The following is a 19,900-nucleotide window of genomic DNA, read 5'->3' on the forward strand; positions in this document are numbered from 1 at the left end:
TCAAGCGTCCTAACTTCCGTTACCGCAGCATACGGGGGTTCAAGTGCTCTGTAGGTTCTCCTGGATACGGTGACGGAGTGTTAGTCAACGGAGGCCGGCACGCACGACGGCGCATCCTCGCCCGCGGCCCGCTGGCCGTGATCGCCGGAATCATCGCCTTCGCGCTCGTGGCCGTCATCCTGACGCTTGCCGCCAAGCGCGGCCGGTTGGACGGGGTCGAGGCGACCATCCCACCCACGCCGCAGCCCGCGCCCACGCTCGCCGCGCCGCCCACCCTGAGCGACTGGCCACGCTGGGGGGTCACCCACACCCAGTTCAGCGTGGACAACGAGGACGCCTCCGCCGCCGAGCCGGCGGGCCACCTGCTCGCCCGGCAACCCATGATCCAGAACCAGCACATCATGGGCTGGGGCGCGGGCAACCCCGAGCCCGCGCCGGGCCGGTACGACTTCCGGGACCTCGACCGGCGCGTCAAGCTGATGGCCGACACCCAGGCGCTACCGGTGCTCACGCTGTGCTGCGCGCCCGACTGGATGAAGGGCGGAGCCGAGGGCCGCACCAACTGGAACCGGATCGAGACCGCCCCGCTGCGCGAGCACTTCGACGACTTCGCGAACCTCGCCGCCACGATCGCGAAGCGCTACCCGCACGTGAAGCACTTCCTGGTCTGGAACGAGTTCAAGGGGTTCTGGAACAACAGCCGCAACGCGTGGGACGCCGAGGCCTACACCGACCTGTACAACCGGGTCTACGACGCGCTGAAGAAGGTGAACCCCGAGATCCAGGTGGGCGGGCCGTACGTGCCGATCGACAGCCACGCCGAGCCTCGCAACCCCTCCGAGCTCAAGGGGCCGTGGGGCGTGGTGGACCAGCGCTCGCTCGACGCGATCACGTACTGGCTCAGGCACAAGAAGGGCGCCGACTTCGTCGTCATCGACGGGTCCTCGGTGACGAACGACCGCGGGGTCGTGCCCGACGAGTTCACCGCGCTCGGCAAGTTCGGCGCGGTCACCCAGTGGCTGCGCCGGCAGGCCGGTGACCTGCCGGTGTGGTGGGCCGAGTGGTACGTCGCCCCCGACAACGCCGACTGGGACGAGCGGCGGCGCACCGCCGTACAGGCCGCCGCGATGATGGAGTTCGTCGGCAGCGGCGCGCAGACCCTCCTCTACTGGAACCCGCAGCGCCGGGCCGGCGACGACTGCCCCGGCTGCCTCTGGGAGCCCGGCACCGGCCAGGAGATGCCGATGGCGGGGCTGCTCAGCGGCTTCACCAGGTGGTTCCACGCCGGGGCGCCGATCCGGCAGGTCCCGGTGAGCGACCAGCGGGTCCGCGTGCTCGCCACCGACAACCAGATGGTCATGGTGAACACCACCGACGCCCCGCTCACCGTCAACGTGGACGGCCTCGAGTTCGACCTCGACGCCTACGAGGTCCGGTGGAGCAGGCGCGGCGCGGACCAGGACGGCGGCCGGACCGAGGCCGGCGCGCCGCCCGTCACTGCGCGAAGCCGAGGACGATGAACCGCTCGACCACCACCGCGACCGCGACGACCGCGGCGGGTATCGCCACGGCGAGGAACCGCCGGCGTGCCCGCCGCGTCCGCTCCAGGTCACCGAGGCGCAGCACCTCGTAGCCGAAGAACGCGATCCAGCCCACCACGAGCGCGCCGATGCCGTACGGGGTCAGCGGCGTGCCCCGGTCGCCCACCAGGTCCAGCGGCAGGGGCGGGGGCACCTCGGTACCCCGCGGATACGAGCGCAGCACGTAGACCGCGGCGTCCCGGCTCTCGAAGACCCGCTTGAGCTGCCGGGACCTGTCGAGCGCCTCGCGGAAGCGCTTACCCCAGTCCGCGGGGTAACCGTGGGCGAGCTCCAGGTAGCTCGCCTGGCCCCGGCTCGCGATCAGGTACGTCTGCGGACCCATCTCGCGCAGCTGCGCGATCAGGTGGTTGATCTGCGTGGGGTCGCGCGGCGCGAGCGCCTCGCGGTACTCGACCAGATGGATGTCCCGCTCCCGCCACGGGATCGTCGGCGTGACCTCCCGGTTGAGGAACGGCACCAGGTAGAGCACGCGGGCGCTCGGATCGTCGTGCTCGTACACGTAGTGCATCGCCGCCACCTCGTCGCTGGTGACGCGCTCGAACTTCTCGTTGCCGTACCGCGCGACGAGGAACGCCATCGCGAGCACCACCGAGGTGGCCGCGGCGATCACGGTGGCGATCCGCCGTACCAGCACCGGATCGAGCCGCGGCAGGAAGCTCAGCCGCCGCCCCCGCTTCGGCCACACCTCCGGCGCGTCCACGGTGAGCTGCGGGTTGGGGAAGAACGCGTACGAGGCGAGGATGCACGACCCCGGCAGGGCGAACAGGTAGACCCGCAGGCCGATCTCACCGCCGTAGCTCTGCATGGCGAGGGCGAGGACCGGGATGCACAGCAGCACCACCGCGACCCGGTCGAGCACGCCGCGGCGCAGCCGGCGCAGCAGCCCGATCCCGGCGAGCAGCAGGATCACGCCGAGGATGCCGAGCCGGGTCTGCAGCACGAGCACGTGCTCGGGGTCGGTGCCCTCGAGCCGGTCGCCGGTGTTCTCCTGCAGGTTGTCGAAGATCCGGCCGATGCCGCCGAAGAGCTGGTCGAAGTGCCCGCTCCAGTACGGCGTGGCCTGGTAGCTGAGCCAGGCGAGCACGATCGTGCCGAGCAGCACCGGCAGCGCCAGCGTGAGCGTGGTACGGCGCAGCAGGATGAACCCGGTCAGCGCGCCCAGCATCATGAACGGCGTCACCTGGTGGGTGGCGGTGGTCGCCGCGAACAGGCCGATGAGCAGCAGCAGCCCGAGCAGCCGGTCGCGCGGATCGCCCTGCGGCGGCAGCTCGCCCGGGGTGAGCGAGTCGAGCCGGGCGAGGGTGCGGCGGATGAAGCCCTTCTCCGGCAGCGGCCCGGTGTGCTGCTCCACCCGGCCGAACCAGCGCAGCACCACCGCGACGAAGCTCAGGTAGAGCAGGTAGGTGAAGCCCTGCGGGGAGAAGTAGTCCTGCCCGATCCACTGCACCAGCACGAACAGCAGCGCCGCGAACCACCGCGCCCGGGTCGTCGCCACGATCTGGCGGAGGATCAGCACGAACGGCACCAGGTACAGCAGGTTGGACACGAGCGGTGTCCATTTGAGGATCGGCGCGAAGTCCGCGATGTCGCCCGCCCGGGTCACGAACCCGGCCACCGAGAAGAAGCCCGGCCAGCTGAACCGGGCGTCGAGGCCGGGTAGCGCCTTTCCTTGCTCGCCGATGTAGTCGGCGAACCCGGCGTGCACCCACGCGGTGTGGAACCGCGGCTCGTCCTCGACCAGCGCGGCGGCCCCGTGCAGCGCGAACGTGATCGCGGCGAGCTGGAACAGCAGCACGCCCTTGCGGTCGACGTTCTGCACGAGCGTGATGAAGAACGCCGCGAGCAGCAGCACGATCGAGGCGAGCGCCGCGCCGGGCAGCACCGAGATCAGCCCGAGGCCGTTGATCTGGTCGAGGTCCACGCCGCGAAGGAATCCGGGGGAGACCTTCAGCGCGAGGACGTACATGATGAGCGCCTCGAGCGTGAGCAGCGGCGGCAGCCACCTCGCCAGCCGCCCCAGGTGCACGCTCTGCTGCGCGTCGCCGGACGTCCCCGGGGCTCCGGTCGGCGACACCGGGCGCATCTCGCCGGTGATCTTGTGCCACCAGGACGTGCCGGACGGCGGCGGTACGGACGGCGCCAGCGGCGTGGGCTGCACCGGCGCCGCGGCGGGCCGGGGCGGGCTCGCCACCGCGGCGGCGGCCTGGGCCTGCGCCGCGTGCCCGGCCGGGGGCCGGGTGGGCGGCTTCGCCGGCGGCTGCGTCGGACCCGCCGCCGGGGCGGTGGGCTGCGCGGGTCCCTGCGCCCGGCCCGGGGCCGGACGCTGGATCGGGCCCGGGCCCTGTGGCCGGGGCGGACGCGGCCGGGGAGTGCTCGGCGCGCGGCCCGCACCGCCGGGCGCCGGACCCTGCTGTACCGGAAAACTCTCCACGCGCGACGCCGTCCCTCCGGGCGCCGCGTCGCCGTGCTTCCTCGTCCTTTCTCGCTCGTCCCGTTCGGGCAGCATTTCGCTCGGTGCGACCGATGTGCTGTCCGTACCGGAGTCCTGCTTCTCTTCCGTCTTGTCGTCTTCCGCCGCGTCGGCGGCCGCGCCCGCACGCGCGCCGTCGGCCGCACGGGCCTTGCCGGCGTCGCCGCGCTTGCCGGTCGCGGCGTCGGCCTGCTCCTTGGCGCGGTCGGCGGCCTCGATGGCGGCCTTGATGTCGAGGGCCGAGATGACGGCCGTGCCGTCCTCGTCCTCGTCGGCCACGACCGTGGCGTCGTCGTCCTCGGCGTCCTTGGCGGCCTCGCCGCGCTTGCCGGACGTGGCGTCGGCCTGCTCCTTGGCGCGGTCGGCGGCCTCGATGGCGGCCTTGATGTCGTGGACCGAGATGACGGCCGTGCCGTCCTCGTCGTCATCGGCCACGACGGTGGCATCGTCGGCCTTGGCTTCGGCCGCGGGGGCCTTCTTGGCGTCGTCGCGCCTGCCGTACGCGGCCTCGCCGCGCTTGCCGGACGTGGCGTCGGCCTGCTCCTTGGCGCGGTCGGCGGCCTCGATGGCGGCCTTGATGTCGTGGACCGAGATGACGGCGGTGCCGTCCGCGTCCTCGTCGGCCACGACCGCGGCGTCGTCGGCCTTCGCGTCACCGGCCTCGCCCGCGGCGTCCGCGGTGCCGGTGCGGCCCTTGCCCGATGCGGTCCCAGCCTGCTTCTTGGCGTCTTCGGCGCGGTCGGCGGCCTCGATGGCGGCCTTGATGTCGTGGACCGAGATGACGGCGGTGCCGTCCTCGGCATCGTCGGCCACGACGGTGACATCGTCGTCCTTGGCCGCAGACGCCTTGTCGGCGTCGCCGGTGGGGCGCTTGCCGGAGGCGGTGCCGGTCGGCTTCTCTGCCGTCTTCCGGGCCTTCTCGGCGCGGTCGGCCGCCTCGATCGCGGCCTTGATGGCGTCGCGCGAGATCGTGTCCGTGCGGTCCCCGTCGGGGTCCGCGAGCACGACCGCGTCGCCGGCCTCGTCCTCGCCCGCTCTGGCCTCGGCGGCGGCGCGCTCCCGGCCGTAGGCGAGCACGGCGTCGAGGTCGATGGTGAGCGTCGTGGTGTCGCCGCCGGACTCGGCCTTGGACGCCGCGGTGCCGGAGTCGGGGTCGGCGCCGGACTCGTCGTCCGCCGTCGCCGTCCCCGCCCGCCTCGCCGGTGCCGCGGCACCGGTCTTCGCCGAGCTCTTCTCCGTGGCAGGGGCGGTGGGGGAAGACGTCCTCGCCTCGGTCACCTCGTCGGTCGCCTCGCCGCCCTCGGTGTCCGGCACGTTCCCCCCGGTAGTCACACCTTTGTCCGCCCGTCGACTCACATGAACCATCATGCGGTCTCAGCCGCCCGCCGCGAAATCGCCGCGTCCGGCGTGCCGCTGAGGATCGCGCGGAGCCGCTTGAAGATCAACGCCGCGACGAGCAGCTCGCTGAACAGCAGCGCGTAGCCCACCGCGGTGATCCCGGTCACCGGCAGCAGCGTGATCGAACCCGACAGCACCAGGACGGCGAGCCCCACCTGGATGACGGCGAGCCGCCGGGCCTCGCCCAGCGCCCGCAGCGCGCTCAGGTGGATCTCGATCAGCACCCGGGGCAGTACGGCGAGCGCCATCAGCCGGAGCAGCGGCGCGCCGTGCTCGCCGTACCCGGGGCCGAACACCGCCAGGATCAGCGGCGCCCCCACGAACGTGACGAGCGCGATCGGCCCGATGATGAGGAACGCCCGCCGCAGCGCGCGCCGGCAGTTCGCGGCGAGCTGCGAGCGGTCGAACGACCCCTCCACGGTGAGCGAGACGGCCATGTTCATCGCCAGCGTCTCGATCATGCACCCCAGCGTGTGCGCCATCGCGAAGTACCCGAGCGTCACGTCGTCGACCTGCGACGCGACGTACACCGGGACGAAGTAGACGATCGCCAGGATGGAGAACGACCCGGGGTAGTCGCCGGCGAGGAAGCGGCCGATCTCGCGCAGCCGGGGCGGCTTCGTCACGTCCTTGGTGCGCTTCACGTGCCGCGGGACGAGCACGCCGAAGATCAGGTAGTTGATCGGGATCAGCGCGATCGCGGTCGGCACCACCCAGGACACGAAGATGCCCTCGTGCGGCAGGCTCGACGCCAGCGCCACGAGCAGGGCCATCTTGACCAGCCCGAAGCACAGGCTGTTGATCGGCACCCAGGTGGCCTTGCGCAGCCCGGCCAGCGCCACGTCCTGCAGCGTGAACACCGCCCAGATCGCGACCGAGGCGAGGAAGAACAGCCCCGGCCCGAACCCGGCGAGCGAGGAGAAGTTCGGCCCCCAGATCGGCAGCGTGAGCAGGAAGCAGAACGCCGCGGTGACCGCCGTCAGGCTCGCGATCAGGTAGCTGCGGGCGATCAGCCCGCCGGTACGCCGCCCGGCCTGCGGGATGTAGCGGGCGAGCGCCCCGGTCAGCCCGAGCGCGGTGAGCGAGGCGAACAGCCGCATCGCCGTGATCACCGCCTGGTTCCGGCCGAAGTCCGCGGGCGAGTAGTACTGCGTGGCGAGCAGCCAGTAGCCCATGCCGAGCACCGCGGTGATCCCGGTGTTGACCATGAGCGCGTAGCCGTTGAGGAACAGCGGGTCGCGCAGGTCCCCGGGCAGGCGGTCGAGCAGGGCGGCCAGCCGGCCCCGCCGCCGCGCCGCCCGGCCCGGGTGGCGCGCGGGCGGCGCCGTGCCCGCCGGTGTGGCCGCGGCCGGGCCGTCCGGGCGGGAGCCGTTCGGTGGCCGTCCCTCGCCCGTCAGCGTCGTCATGCCGCGCTCACCCCCCGCTTCGTCATACGGCGGCGCGGGTGGGTGACCCGCGCCGCTCCCGTTCACGGCCCGTACGGCGTCCCGCCCGCACCGGCGGCGCCCGGGTGCGGCACGGGTGGCCGCGCCGTACCCGATCTCGCCGTGGCCGATCTCGCCATGCGGCCCCCGGTCGTGTGGGTCGCGCTCCGGGCTCATGCTCGCGCCCGTCACTTGCCGGTCACTTGCCGCACGGCGTACCTGGTCCTGCGCACGACCGCGTAGCCCTTGGTGAGCACGCGCTCCTTCAGGTAGATCAACGGCACTCCCCGGCCCTCGACCGCCTTCCGGAACCTGCCCATGGTCGTGCTGCGCCCCACCGTCAGCCGGGGCAGCGCCAGCATGTCGTGCCGGCCGGTGGTGAGGGCGTTGTTCACCGCGCACGCGGCCCGGTAGCCGGCCCGGTGCACCTCCCGGCGCACCCGGGCGCTGGAGTACCCGTAGGGGTAGGCCATCGTGGTGACCGGCCGGCCCACCTTGTCCTCCAGCAGTTCCTTGTTGCGCCGGAGCTCCTCGCGCAGCTCGTGGTCGCGGAGCTGGTCGAGCTGCGGGTGGCTGTGGCTGTGCCCGCCGATCTCCACGCCGGCCGAGGCCACTTCGCGCACCTGCGACCAGGAGAGCATGGTGTCGAGCGGCCGGCCCGCCGCGTCGGCTCCGGCGTCGCGCAGCCAGCCGCTCGTCACGAAGATCGTGGCGGGCACGCCGTACCGCTCCAGCAGCGGGAGCGCGGCGCTGTGGAAGTCCGCGTACCCGTCGTCGAAGGTGAGCACGACCGGGCGCTCGGGCAGGGCGGGGCCGGTGCCGTCGAGCGCCGCGGCGAGGTCGGCGAAGGTGATCGGCCGGAACCTGTGCTCGGTGAGGTAGGCGAGCTGCTCCTCGAAGTCGCCGGGCCGTACCGCGTGCGGCCGGGTGTCCGCGTTCGGGCGGTCGGTGATCGAGTGGTACATGAGGATGGGGACGCGCATGAAAGATCACCTCTTGGCGGAGCGCAGGCGGATGCGCGCGGTGCCCACGGCGTAACCCCAGGCCGTCCAGGCGAGCCCGATCACGATCGCGGCCGCCCGCGCCAGGCCGGCGACGTCGCCGCGCAGCGCCTGACCGATGTTGCGGAGCACCCCGAGCGGCAGCGTCCTGAACGCGTGCGCCCGCTCGCTGGACAGGCCGTCACCGGCGCCGACGCTGCTGGTGACGAGCGCCTTGGACAGGCCCTCGGCGTAGCACCGGGAGCGGAAGTACGCGAACCGCATGCGCGCCGCCGGAACCTTGTGGCCGATCCGGGCACGCGGCTCGAACAGCATCACCGAGCCGGGCCTGCGCTGGGCGAGGCGGATGCAGAACTCGGTCTCCTCGCAGCCGAGCGGGCGGCTCTTGCGGCCCTGCACGCTGCGCCCGATCCCGGTGTGGAAGCCGCCGACCTCCATGATGAGGTGCCGCCGGAAGGCCGCGTTCCCGCCCATGACGTTGCGGATGCGCGCCCGGGTGGTGGGCATGCCGCGGTAGCTGCAGCCCACCGTCCAGTCGAACTCCTCCGGAAACCAGCGGGGCCGCCGGCCGGTCGCCCACAGCGGGTCGGTACGTCCGCCGACCCCGACCACGGTGCCACCGGCGGCCTTGTCGTGCATGGCGTCCTCGAGCGCCTCGAGCCAGCCGGGATCGGCGACCGCGTCGTCGTCGAGGTACGCGACGATGTCGCCGGTGGCCACCTCGGCGCCGGTGTTCTTGCCGCCCGACAGGCCGCGCTCGTGGCGGTTCTCCACCACGAGCGCGTCCGGGTACTCCCGCTTGAGCCTCAGGTGGAGATCCGGGTTGTGATCCACCACGAGGATCAGCTCGTGCGGCTGCCGCCGCTGGTTACGCACGGATTCGACCGCGGCCCGGATGTCCTCCCATCGCTCCTCGGTGTAGACACAGATGACGACCGAAATGCTCATGCCGCGCCTTGGTCGGCGGTGGGGGTGGCCGTGGCCCGCTTCGGCCGCGGCGTCGGCACCGGACGCCGGTACTCCCGCAGGATCGTCTTGAGCACGCGCCAGCCGTCCCGGATCGCCCGCAGGTTGCTCTCGCCGTGGATCCGGGACCGTTCCCGGCTCGGCACCTCCTGGACCTTCAGCCCGGCCTTGGCGGCCCGGATGTTCATCACGGTCTCCACCTCGAAGCCGTCGCAGTCGATGTCGAGCACGTCGAGGTGGCGGGCCCAGAACGCGTTGTAGCCGTAGCACAGGTCGGTGTACTGCGTGCCGTACAGCCTGTTCACCAGGCCGCGCAGGATCGTGTTGCCGAGGCGGCGGGTGAAGGTGAGGTCGTCGCTGCCGCCGCCCGCGGCGTACCGCGAGCCCTTGACGAAGTCGGCGCCGGTGACCAGGGCGCCGACGAACTGGATGATCTCGCGGCCGTCGGTGGAGCCGTCGGCGTCGATCATCACGATGATGTCGCCGGTGCACGCCGCGAAGCCGGCGGCGAGGGCGTTCCCCTTCCCCTTGCCGGGTTGCTGCACGATCCGGATGCCCGGGCGCAGGCGGCGCGCCACGGCCACGGTGTCGTCCGTCGAGTGGCCGTCGACCAGGATGACCTCGTGGACCCAGTGCGGGATGGTCGCGAAGACGTGCGGCAGGTTCTCCGCCTCGTTCATCGCCGGAATGACGACACTCACCGTGGGTGAAATCGCCACTTCCGGGGTAAGAGGAGTGTAACGGTCAAGGCTCGGCATCTGCCTCAGATTGGTCACCTGAGGCTTAGCGGTGGTTTTTGTCATCTCGGGACTCATTAGGTGGGTCCTTCCGGGCGGTCGTCATCAGCGGGAGACTGCCAACGGACCGGCGCGACTGGACGGAGCGGGCTCCATCCCGGTCAGAGACAGCAAGGGTGCAGTGTGTGTGCAGTTATAGGTACGGGAACGACGACGATATCTATCGCGCTCCCGAGGGTTCCTCGTAGGGTGACTCCGAATGGAGCAGCGAGGTACGAACCCGGCCGAACCGTTTGAGTAGTCGGTCGGCCAGGCGGTAGAGCGACGGTCGCTCCACGACGATGTTGCGGGCCTTGTTGACCGGGGCCCGCCCCATCCAGTGCACTGCGGCCGCCGCCGACGGCCGGGACACCCGGCCCTCGGAGACGAGCACAGCGTTGTTCTTGAGCCAGCTCTTGTACTCCCGGCCCCCCTTGCCCATGTCCACGTGCAGCAGGCCGTTCGCGGCCGCGTGCTCGGCCATGTGCAGGTGGTGGGTGATGCCGGGCGAGTAGCGGGCGTACTCGACGTCGTAGGCGGGGAACCAGCCGACCATGGTGGTGGCGGTCCGCAGCCCGAAGTGTCCGGCGACGGGGGTGTCACCGGCGTAGAGCATGGTGAGCACGCCACCGAAGTCGGGGGTCTCGACGGCGTGCAGCTCGTCGATGAGCCGGACGATCCACGGCTGGGCGAACCGGTCCACCCGTCCGGTACGGCGGTACTGGTCCGACTTCCAGCCCATGAGGATCCGCATCGTCCGCGTGTCGCGGCTCGCCCACTCGAAGCGGAGCTCGCCCTGCTCCCGGCCGAGCTTCCGCTCCTTGTAGCGGATGGTCTTGTAGTTCTTCGGCGAGTTCGCCTTCACCTGGTCGAGGTAGGCCTGGAACCCCGCCGTGAAGTCCATGATCGGCGCCTCGCGGATGGCCGACTCGAACTCCTTCCACGTCGGCTGGCCGGCGACCATGTGGTCGAAGTCGAACACGGTCAGCCCGCAGGAGCGCAGCAGGGCGCGCGCGTCCAGCCGCAGGTCGGGCTCGGAGATCAGCCCGTGGCAGGTGGTCAGCCAGGTGCCGAGTGGCTTGCCGATGCCGAAGGCGTGCCGCTCGAACGGGAGGAAGCCCACGATCCGGTTGGCGTCCTCGATGACGGCGAGCCGTACGTAGTCGCGCAACCGGTCCATGGCGAGCGCGAACTCCACGGACAGGAACGGGTTGTCCAGTGCCGGCGACGCCTTCTGCAGCTCGCGCCATCGTGCGAGCTCCGGCTCCCCGAGCTCGCCCGGGCGTGTGATCGTGATCTTCACCTCGACCCGGCCCCCTGTTCGCTATGCACGCTGTCGCCGTTGCCTCGGTAGAGCGAGCGAAGTACGTACATGAATCCTGCCAACACCGCCACGGTCGCGACCCCGGCCCGGGGTGACCATGCGCCGAACGCGAGCATGGCCTGAGCAAGTAGGACGTTCACCCCCAGACTCGCCGCAACGCCCACGGTAAGTACGGCGAGCGGGTCACGATCACGCAACAGTCCGACGACAGAGGCGGCCGGAACCACCAAGAGGAACAACGTCGTCAAAACCGGGCGCAGGGGCGTGTCGATATCCGCGAGCGCGATCACCGCCCCCGAGACGCACGCCGCGGCGAGCGTCCACTTGATCACGTTACGGTACTTGATCATCTCTCCTGGCTCCGGCCGACAAAGCCCACTTTAGGCGGGGTTGATCGCTTCATTCATAGCACCAACCCTCTCAACTGCGCGTCAATGGCGACGCTTTGCGCCGCTCGTCGGTTTACCGGAGCGCCAAGAGAACGTCAGTGTGGTGTATCCCACTGTTGTCGCTGCGCCCCGTCCGCATCTCTCGAAACGGTCCGGTCGGCCCACTCGGAGATGTCCCGCATCCGCCTCGTCTGCGGGCAAGAGACTACGGCCTCGGTCGCGGACTGTCACGGAGCGTGTTACGACGTTGACCCACGCGTTATCAGATATTACCTACTGACGCACGATCTTGTGCGATTGCTGTCGAATTGTGCCTGTATGGGCCTTTTCGCTGATCGATGTGCTGTTGGCGCGCGCATTCCCGCAGGTCAAAGGCTGGTCAGTGGAGCGGCCGGTTGCGTCCGGCGCGCCCGGACCCGCGGTCCGGCGGGTGTGCGGGGTGCCCCTGGGGGACGGTGGCCGCGCGGTCCGGTGGCGCCGCCCCGGGACGCGGGCGCGCGTCGCGGCGTGATCAAGGTCTCGGTGTCTCCGTCGTGTGAATCCACTCGACGCGATTTGTGGCGATTACGGGATTTGAACCGGTACTAGCTAATTCGTCGCAATAAGGCATGGCCACTTCGTACTAGTACCTAAATTATCGTTACTAGTCATGAATTGTCGGACGAAACAGTTTCGCTCGCGGTGGCGTCGTCCGGATCGGCGGTCACCGGGTCGTCGCCGGACGACGGGCCGGGCGACGGAGGGGAATCCGGGGCCGGGCTCTCATCCTGCGTGGGGGAATCGGACGGCGACGGCGATTCGCCGTGCCACGAGATCGTGCAGGTACGCGCCCCGCGGCTCGACTCGAATCTGATCACGCCGCGCCCGGGATCGGGCCCCTCTGCGGTCACGGTGAGGAGCGCGCTCGCCCCGGCCTTGAGCCGCCCGCGCGCGGGGCTGAGCACGAGGTCGCCGGTTGTGGTGGCGCGCCAGGCGAGGGTGGCGCCGCGCGCCGCGATGCGGATCACCCCCGTGCGGTCGTCGCCGAGCGTCGCGGGGCAGCTCACCGCGAGCCCGGGCGTGACCGGGCGCGGCGGCGCCGGCCGGGAGGAGGCCCGGGGCCGGGGGCGGGGCGGCGGGGACGTGGCCGGACCGGACCGCGGGATGGCCGAGACGCGCACCAGCGGGGTGCGCGCCGGAACGTCGTCGCGGGGCTCGGCGGGTTCCTCCGGGGCGCGGCGGGTGGCCGCGTCCTCGGGGTCGGCCGTCTCCTCCGGGGCGCCACCGGTGCGCCCGCCGTCCGGGGCGAGGGTGCCGGTGTCGGTGCCCTGGGCGTCCGTGCCGCCCGCGTCCGGGGTCGGGGTGGGCAGCACCAAGGGCTGGGCGCCCCGGCCGGTGCGCGTGGCGTCGAGGTAGGTCGCCCCGAGCAGCGTGCCGATGCCGAGGCCGAGGCAGGCGAGCACGCTCACCAGGGTGAACGTACGGCGCGGCCGTGCCGGGGCCGCGCGCCGGCCCCGGCGTCCACCGCGGGACCGGCCGCCGCGCCGCCGGTCGGGCGGGGCCGGCAGGCCGTCCGGGCCGAAGTGCTCGTCGCCGAGGGCGGCCGCGGCCGCGCGGGCGGGGTCGGCACAGGTGTCGAGCACCCGGCGGCGCAGCGACAGCGGGGCGTACATGATCGGGATCAGGTCGAGCAGCCGGACCGCGGACACCCGCCTCCGGCGGGCCTCGGTGCACTCCGCGCAGGCGGACACGTGCCGGGCGACGCGCCGCCGGAGCGGCTCGGTGAGCGGCCCCTGCCGGCCGTCGAGCATCGCCGACAGGCCGGGGCAGTGGGCGCGCCCGGTACGGGCGAGCACGAGCACGGCGGCCGCGTTCTCCAGATGCTCGCGGGCGTGGGCGAGGCGCGCGCCGATCCGCCGGGGCGTGGCGCCGACCACGGCGGCGGTCTCGGCCTCGCCCAGACCGTGCCGGATCGCCAGGTCGAGCACCTCCCGGTCGGCCGGGTCGAGCTCGGCGAGCGCCCGGTGCACCAGCGTCGCCAGCTCGGGGTCGGCGTCGGAGACGCTCACCGGCTCCTGCGGCGCGCCCCCGCCGGCCGGGTACGCGGCCGTGCCGGCGCCGGCCGGCAGCGGGGCGGTCGGCGCGTCGGCCCGCGCGGCGGCGCGGCCGCGCGCCCGGCAGAGGCGGCGGACCACGGCGTACAGCCAGGTGCGCAGCCGGCCCGGCTCGGCGGGCCGGTCGGCGCGGACGAACGCGGTGACGATCGTGTCGTGCACCACCGCGGCCGCGGCGTCCTGGTCGTGCAGCAGCGAGACGGCGTAGTCGTTCAGCCGGTCGGCGTAGGCGTCGTAGAGCTGCGACGCCGCCCCCTCGGCGTCGCCGGGCCGTACCGGATCGGCCGGCCTGCGCGGCGTGGCGCGGCCGGTGTCGGGCCATGCGGGCAACTGGTCCTCCCCCGTGCGACGGGGCGTCGCGGCTCCACCCCCTTGCGGAGCCCGCCCCTCACGCGAGTTAGGACGCCGTGCCGCGTTTATCGGTTCACATTCCCGGGCATAACAACATCTTGTTGGCCTGCGAAAATGGTGAAATCTGCGGCCATTGCGACTGATGTGACAGTTGTGTTTACAGTGGCCTCACTGCGTGCCGCTGGTGCCCGCGCGGGATTCGCAGTCCGGCGCGCAGAGCCGGCGGGAGATTCCCTCGAGGAACACCTTGCGGATCTCCATGGGCGTGCGCGGGAAGTACGCCGCGCCTCCCGTGGCCGACGCGATCGCCCGCATCTGCCGCCGCCCGGCCGGGTCGTCGGCGCCCAGCGCCACGATGAGGATGCTCACCGGCTGCGAGCTGTCGAACTCCCGGCGCAGCAGGCGGAGGATCTCGGCGTTGGAGATGCCGCCATCCGGGTCGTCGTTGCCGATGCCGTCGGTGAAGATGAGGATCGTGTTGACCTTGTCGGGCTCGTACTCCGCCTTCATCTTGGCGTAGGCCGCGGCGAGGGTGTCGTTGAGCCCGGTGTCCCCCCTCGGCCACGCCTTGATCGTGCTCATCTGCCGGACGATCGCCTCGCGGCGGGTGACGTCCCCGAGCTTCGCGCCGAGCGGGCCGATGGGGATGACCTCCTTGTAGTCGACGCCCCGCCCGTTGAGGTGGGTGGAGAAGATCCAGGTGCCGATCTCGGCCTTGTCCGGGAAGAGCTTGAGCCCCTCGATGGAGGCCCGCGCGATCAGCTGCATCCGGGTGAGGTTCGTGCCCGGCGGGGTGAGCGCCATCGTGCCGGAGACGTCGATGAGCGACAGCATGCGGAAGCCGAGCTTCAGCCGCGACCAGGCCTGGGACACCTGGGTGACGTTGCCCGCGTCCGGCTCCTTCAGCGCGCGCACCGCCGCGGCCGAGACGCCGTGGGCCGCGGTGAGGGTGCGCGGGTCGCCCTGGCCCGCCGGGGTGCGGAAGCCGTGCCGCTGGAGCACCTTCGCCGACTCGGCCGAGGTGAGCTCCTGCTTGAACAGCTCCGCGGCCCGGCCGACCGCGATGTCCTTGGTGGCGACCACGATCGGGTAGTCGAGCGCGAGGGTGCCCTCCTTGGGATAGAGGGCGACCATCGGGTCCTTCGGACGCTTCTGCCGGTTGTAGGCCCAGATCGCCTGCTCGCTGGCGATGCCGATCGGGGTCCGGGAGGACCGCTTCGCCATGCTCGCGAACAGGCCCGCCGGGGTGCTCACCGTGGACTCCGACAGCCGCCGCAGCACGCCGGCGAACTGCGCGTTGTTCGCCCCGCCACGGCGCATCACGTCCGCGCCGGCGAGCAGGGCGGTCAGGCCGGCGGCGTTGCGCGTCGGGTCGAGCGCGAGCACCCGCACCTTGCTCGCGACGCCGTCCGGGTCGGCGGCGTTGGCCGCGGCCATGATCCCGTCCCAGCTCGCCTCGCCGAGCACCTCCTCCAGGTCGGCCACCGCCGACTTCGGGGCGGCGAGCACCACCGGCGAGCGCGCGATCGTGCCCACGATCGTGCCCGGGACCCGCGCGGTGGCGCTCGCCTTGAGCTTGGTCACCCACACGCTCGAGTCCGGGATCCAGATGTCGGCGTCGACGTTGCCGATGTCGGTGGGGCCGGTGCCCGCGAGCGCGTTCGCCACGCTCGCCGGGTCGGCGTCCTTGACGTTGACCGTGACGCACCGGTCGTCGACCTTGGTCTGCGAACGGCTGAACCGCTCGGCGGCCGCGGCCACGACCGGCCGGATGTCGGGTGAGGTCATGACCTGGAGCGCGATGCGCTGGTCGGAGCACTCCTCGCCCCGGTTGACGATCACATATGCGCCGACGGCGGCGAGCACGATGAGCGCGAGCGCGCCCGCGAGGGGCGCGAGGATGCGGCCCGTGCCCGTCCTCCGGCGTGGCTGCGGCGGCGCGGTGTAGGGGGTGTAGCCGCCATCCTGTTCATCCCAACGGTGGCGTCCGCCCACGATGACCTCTCGTGATGTCGTTGCCGTTCCCCCAGACGGTACGCGCCGTCGTTCCCCAGGATGGGGGGAACGTCGTAAATGCCTAAGGAACCATACTGGTCGGCTTTACGGAGCGAAAGGGCGGCTTTCCTGGAATGACCACGGAAGACGTCCGGACGTGTGCGGAAAGTAGTCAGAAAACACGATACATCGCGTAGAAGATGCGATGTATCGTGAGTTTCGAACGCGAGTCCTTCGCGATGCCCCGACGCATGCCGGCGGAAGGTGTCCGCTCATGTCCGTCATCGATGAACGCCCCGTGGCGATCCCGGCCCCGCGGCGCGCCGACGGTGCCCCCGCCCCCGCCGACCTGGTGGTCGTGTACGGCATCGCCCCGGCGGCGGCGCGGCGGGCGCTGCGCGACCTCGACTGCGTGCGCGCGGTCGTGCTGCGGGGCGGCGGATGCCGGGCCTGGGCCGACCCCGGGACCGCGCACCTGATCGTCGAGGCGCTGCGCGGCACCGGGATCGCGCCCGCCGTGGTGCGGGTTCAGTGGTGGCAGGACTCGCCGCGCCAGGCCCTGCGCCCCTCGTGCACCGCCGTACCGGCGAGGAGGAGCGCGGCGACCGCGTCCACCCACCACCAGCCGAGCGTGTTGAGCGCGAGCCCGAGCAGCACCACCCCGGCCATCCCCGCGCAGAGCAGGTTCTGCGTGCCCTCGCCCACGGTCGCGGGCGAGCCCAGCCGGGCGCCGAGGCGGCGCTTGGCCCGGCCGAGCAGGGGCATGCCGACCAGGCTGATCGTGGTGACCGCGATGCCGAGCGCGGTCGGCTCGGGCCGGTAGCCGAGGTGCAGGTCGTAGGCGACGTGGGCGACGAGGTACGGCGCGAGCACCCAGAAGCTCACCGCCACCAGGCGGCGCGCCACCCGCTCGGCGGACGGCGAGCGCAGCCGGGCCCCGGTGAACCGCCACACCACGATGAGGCCCGCCATGCCCTCCACCAGCGCGGTGGCGCCCCACCCGACCAGCGCGACCGAATGCGCGTCGAACCCCGCGAGCAGGCCGAGGGCGCTCTCCGCGGCGAGCCAGCCGAGGGTGAGCAGCGCGAGCCTGCGGGCCAGGCGCGCGTCGCGTAGCCACGTCTCGGCCGCCGCGGCCGGACGCGCCGCCGCACGCTGGTCAGGCACCGTGCCCCCCGTTCGTCACCCCACCGGCACCGACACGGACAGTGATCCGTCCACTGCACACAGTTTCACACGTCGTGCCGGAGCCGGGCGGCGGATCCGCGGAATCCGCGCCCCGGCGGGCGGGACACGGTCCGCCGGTGCCGCGCCGCGCGGTGCCGTAGGCTTGGGCGGGTGGCCGACATCGTCCCGGTGCACGACCCCGCCGACCCCCGCATCGCCGACTTCGTCCGGCTGCGCGACGTGGAGCTGCGCAAGAGCCTCGAGGCCGAGCACGGCCTGTTCATCGCCGAGGGGGAGAAGGTGATCCGGCGCGCGGTGGCCACCGGCTACCCCGTGCGAGCCCTGCTGCTGACCGCGAAGTGGCTCGAGCCGATGCGCGACCTGCTCGACGCGGTGACCGCCCCGGCGTACCTGGTCGCCGACGAGGTGATGGAGGGCATCACCGGCTTCACCGTGCACCGCGGGGCGCTCGCCTCGATGGCGCGCAAGCCCCTGCCGAGCGTGCCGGACCTGCTCGCCGGGCTCCGGCCCGCCGTACCCGGGGACCCCGCGCCGCCGCCCGGCGTGCCCGCCGGCCTCCGGCCCGGGCCGCCGCCCCGCCGCGTCGTGGTGCTCGAGGACCTCGTCGACCACGGCAACGTGGGCGCGATCTTCCGGTGCGCGGCCGCGCTCGGCGTGGACGCGATCGTGCTGTCGCCCCGCTGCGCCGACCCCCTCTACCGGCGCGCGATCAAGGTCTCCATGGGCGCGGTGTTCGCCATCCCGTACGCCCGGATGACCGACTGGTACCACGGCCTCGCCCTGCTGCGCGACGCCTGCTTCCGCACCCTCGCCCTCACCCCCGACCAGACCGTCACCCCGATCGACAAGGTCGCCCTCACCGACCGCGTCGCGTTGCTGCTCGGCTCGGAGGGCGACGGCCTGTCCTCCCGCTGGCTGAGCGAGGCGGACGAGCGGGTGTGCATCCCGATGAGCCGGGACGCGATGCGCATGGGCGTCGACTCGCTCAACGTCGTGGCCGCCGCCGCGATCGCCTGCCACGGCCTGGTGCGCTGAGCCGTACCGGCCCGGCGGGGGCGTGTTCGAGGGCATGCGGGTGCGCCACCTGCCGGAGGGCGTCCACCTCGAGGGCACCGGTCGCACCGTCGCCCCGTCGGGATCCTCGACGTACAAGCGGTGGACCGGAGCGAACGGGGCTGTCGTGTCGCTGACCGCGCTGCGCGGGACCGGCGCGCGCACGCTCGACGGGCTGGCCGCGTGGGCGCGGCTCGGGGAGGAACAGGTGCGGGCGATGCGCGAGGTCACCGTGCACGGCACGGCCGGGTACACCGGCGAGGTCCGGTACGAGGGCCGGCGGTGGCACGTCCACCTGTGGCGGGAGCGGCCGGGCCTCGGGTTCCTGCTCATGGTGAGCGCGCCCCTCGCCGGTGAGCCCGACCGCATCCGGGAGGGCATCGTGCCCGCCGAGACGCGGGTGACCGGCGAGCACGTGGACGGCGTCGCGGTGACGCGTCTCCCGGCGGGACTGACGCGCGATAAGTCGGACAGATATGACGAAGGGGATGGCTGGTCGTCGGTCGAGGGGCGCTGGCTCGACCGATCCGGCAAACCGGGCGTACGCGTCGAGATCGCCAGGGGCGGCGCGATCGCCGAGGCCGCCTGGACCGCGCGGACCCTCGGGCCCGAGGCCCGGGAGACGGAGGTCGGCGGGCGGCGGGGCCTGCTCGCCGCCACCGGCGAGGGCGCGCGCCGGTTCCTCGTCCTCTCCGGCGATGTGGCCGCCGTGGTCACGGTGGACGCGTCACTGGCCGGCGAACTCGACGCGATCGTGCGGGCGTGCGGCCTCCCGAATCCTGAAGCCCGCCCGGCCCCTTCGCCGGGCCGGGCGGGCGCGGGCCGGTACCCGTCGTGCGGGTCCGGGCCGCACCGCGCCCCGGCGGAGGCTCAGGTCTGCGCGAGGTCGAGCAGGCGGGTGGCGGAGCGGAGGCGGTTCGCCTCGGTGGCCTCGCCGAGGACGGTGCCGAAGAGGAAGCGGCCGTCGCGCACGGCGGCGAAGGAGAGGCAGAACCCGGCCGCGCGGGTGAAGCCGGTCTTCAGGCCGAAGACGCCCTCGGCGCGGGTGAGCAGCTTGTTCGAGTTGTGCCAGGTGTAGGCGCGGTGGTCGTCCGTCTTCGGCAGCGAGTGGCGGGCGGTCGACGCGATCTCGTTGAGCACCGGGTCGGAGAGCGCGATCATGGCGAGCCGGGTCTGCTCGCGGGCGGTGGAGCGGCCGCCGAGGTCCGGGCGGGGCAGCCCGTCCGGGTTGGTGTAGTAGGTCCGCTCCAGGCCGAGGTCCTCGGCGGCCCGGTTCATCTTCGCGACGAAGTTCGGCACGCCCGGGCCGTACCGGCGGGCGAGCGCGTGGGCGGCGTCGGCGGCCGACGGGAGCATCAGGGCGTAGAGCAGCTCGCGGGTGGTGAACCGCTCGCCCGCGCGCAGGCCCGCCCGGCTCGCGCCGTTGCGCGCCGCGTGCCGTACGTCCGCCTTGGTGATCCTGATCACGTCGTCGAGCGAGCCCTCCTCGCGCACCACGATCGCGGTCATCACCTTCGCCAGGCTCGCCACCGGCAGCGGGCGGTCGGCGTTCTTGGCGAACAGCTCGGTGCCGGTGGTCGCGTCCACCAGGTACGCGGCCTTGGCCGTGATCTTCGGGGCGGCCGGGAGGGCGCCCGCGGCCGTGGTGGACGCGGCCTCGGGCGAGGCGCCGGGCGGCGCCGCACCGGACGTCGTGGCCGGCGCGGGGTCCGGGGCCGTTTCGGCGGCCGCGGCCCGGACGGCGCCGGGCGGCAGCAGGAGCGCCGCGAGCAGCGCGCCCGCGAGAAGCGCGCGGAGCGTGCCGGGAAGGCGAACGATCGGTACCCGGATCGGTCCTGCAGTCGCGGATGACCTGATGCGCATTCGGCAAT

At 72.6% G+C, this 19,900-nt stretch carries 13 protein-coding genes; 2 read left to right on the forward strand and 11 right to left on the reverse strand.

Annotated elements, in window-relative coordinates; translation table 11 throughout:
• Positions 1-77: 77 nt before the first annotated feature.
• Positions 78-1,520, forward strand: a complete 1,443-nt coding sequence (locus FHX40_RS04885; RefSeq protein WP_170198715.1) for a GH39 family glycosyl hydrolase — start codon at positions 78-80, stop codon at positions 1,518-1,520.
• On the opposite strand, the gene FHX40_RS24940 is transcribed toward FHX40_RS04885, so the two are convergent.
• The 10 genes from FHX40_RS24940 to FHX40_RS04935 form a co-directional block, all read right to left on the reverse strand.
• Positions 1,495-5,385 carry a hypothetical protein gene (locus tag FHX40_RS24940; RefSeq protein WP_170198716.1) on the reverse strand — a complete coding sequence of 1,297 codons (3,891 nt, stop codon included), beginning with the start codon at positions 5,383-5,385 and terminating at the stop codon, positions 1,495-1,497. The genes FHX40_RS04885 and FHX40_RS24940 overlap by 26 nt on opposite strands.
• Positions 5,386-5,435: 50 nt before the next feature.
• Positions 5,436-6,875 carry a lipopolysaccharide biosynthesis protein gene (locus FHX40_RS04895; protein ID WP_142258507.1) on the reverse strand — a complete coding sequence of 480 codons (1,440 nt, stop codon included), beginning with the start codon at positions 6,873-6,875 and terminating at the stop codon, positions 5,436-5,438.
• 206 nt (positions 6,876-7,081) lie between these two features.
• Positions 7,082-7,876, reverse strand: coding sequence for a polysaccharide deacetylase family protein (locus tag FHX40_RS04900; RefSeq protein ID WP_142258508.1), 795 nt, complete (start codon positions 7,874-7,876; stop codon positions 7,082-7,084).
• A 6-nt stretch (positions 7,877-7,882) separates the two neighbouring features.
• Positions 7,883-8,842, reverse strand: coding sequence for a glycosyltransferase family 2 protein (locus FHX40_RS04905; protein ID WP_142258509.1), 960 nt, complete (start codon positions 8,840-8,842; stop codon positions 7,883-7,885).
• Complete coding sequence (locus FHX40_RS04910) at positions 8,839-9,675, reverse strand: glycosyltransferase family 2 protein (RefSeq protein ID WP_142258510.1); 837 nt, start codon at positions 9,673-9,675, stop codon at positions 8,839-8,841. The genes FHX40_RS04905 and FHX40_RS04910 overlap by 4 nt, the downstream gene beginning before the upstream one ends.
• 142 nt (positions 9,676-9,817) lie before the next feature.
• A complete protein-coding gene (locus FHX40_RS04915) occupies positions 9,818-10,939 on the reverse strand; it encodes a GNAT family N-acetyltransferase (RefSeq protein ID WP_142258511.1) in 1,122 nt (373 codons plus the stop codon).
• Positions 10,936-11,310 (reverse strand): hypothetical protein, encoded by a 375-nt coding sequence (locus FHX40_RS04920; protein ID WP_142258512.1) that lies wholly within the window; start codon positions 11,308-11,310, stop codon positions 10,936-10,938. The genes FHX40_RS04915 and FHX40_RS04920 overlap by 4 nt, the downstream gene beginning before the upstream one ends.
• 686 nt (positions 11,311-11,996) lie before the next feature.
• Positions 11,997-13,772 carry a sigma-70 family RNA polymerase sigma factor gene (locus FHX40_RS04925; RefSeq protein WP_142258513.1) on the reverse strand — a complete coding sequence of 592 codons (1,776 nt, stop codon included), beginning with the start codon at positions 13,770-13,772 and terminating at the stop codon, positions 11,997-11,999.
• Between the two features lie 189 nt (positions 13,773-13,961).
• Entirely contained in the window at positions 13,962-15,788 is a 1,827-nt protein-coding gene (locus tag FHX40_RS04930) for a substrate-binding and VWA domain-containing protein (protein ID WP_142258514.1), read from the reverse strand.
• A 528-nt stretch (positions 15,789-16,316) separates the two neighbouring features.
• On the reverse strand, positions 16,317-16,955 hold the full coding sequence (locus FHX40_RS04935) for a cation diffusion facilitator family transporter (RefSeq protein ID WP_142258515.1): 639 nt from the start codon (positions 16,953-16,955) through the stop codon (positions 16,317-16,319).
• A 171-nt stretch (positions 16,956-17,126) separates the two neighbouring features.
• Between FHX40_RS04935 and FHX40_RS04940 the strand changes: the two genes are divergently transcribed.
• Complete coding sequence (locus FHX40_RS04940; RefSeq protein ID WP_142258516.1) at positions 17,127-18,011, forward strand: TrmH family RNA methyltransferase; 885 nt, start codon at positions 17,127-17,129, stop codon at positions 18,009-18,011.
• A gap of 888 nt (positions 18,012-18,899) precedes the next feature.
• Here FHX40_RS04940 and FHX40_RS04945 read toward each other — a convergent pair.
• Complete coding sequence (locus FHX40_RS04945; protein ID WP_142258517.1) at positions 18,900-19,892, reverse strand: D-alanyl-D-alanine carboxypeptidase family protein; 993 nt, start codon at positions 19,890-19,892, stop codon at positions 18,900-18,902.
• Between the last annotated feature and the right edge of the window lie 8 nt (positions 19,893-19,900).

The organism is Thermopolyspora flexuosa, assembly GCF_006716785.1.
Lineage (GTDB): Bacteria > Actinomycetota > Actinomycetes > Streptosporangiales > Streptosporangiaceae > Thermopolyspora > Thermopolyspora flexuosa.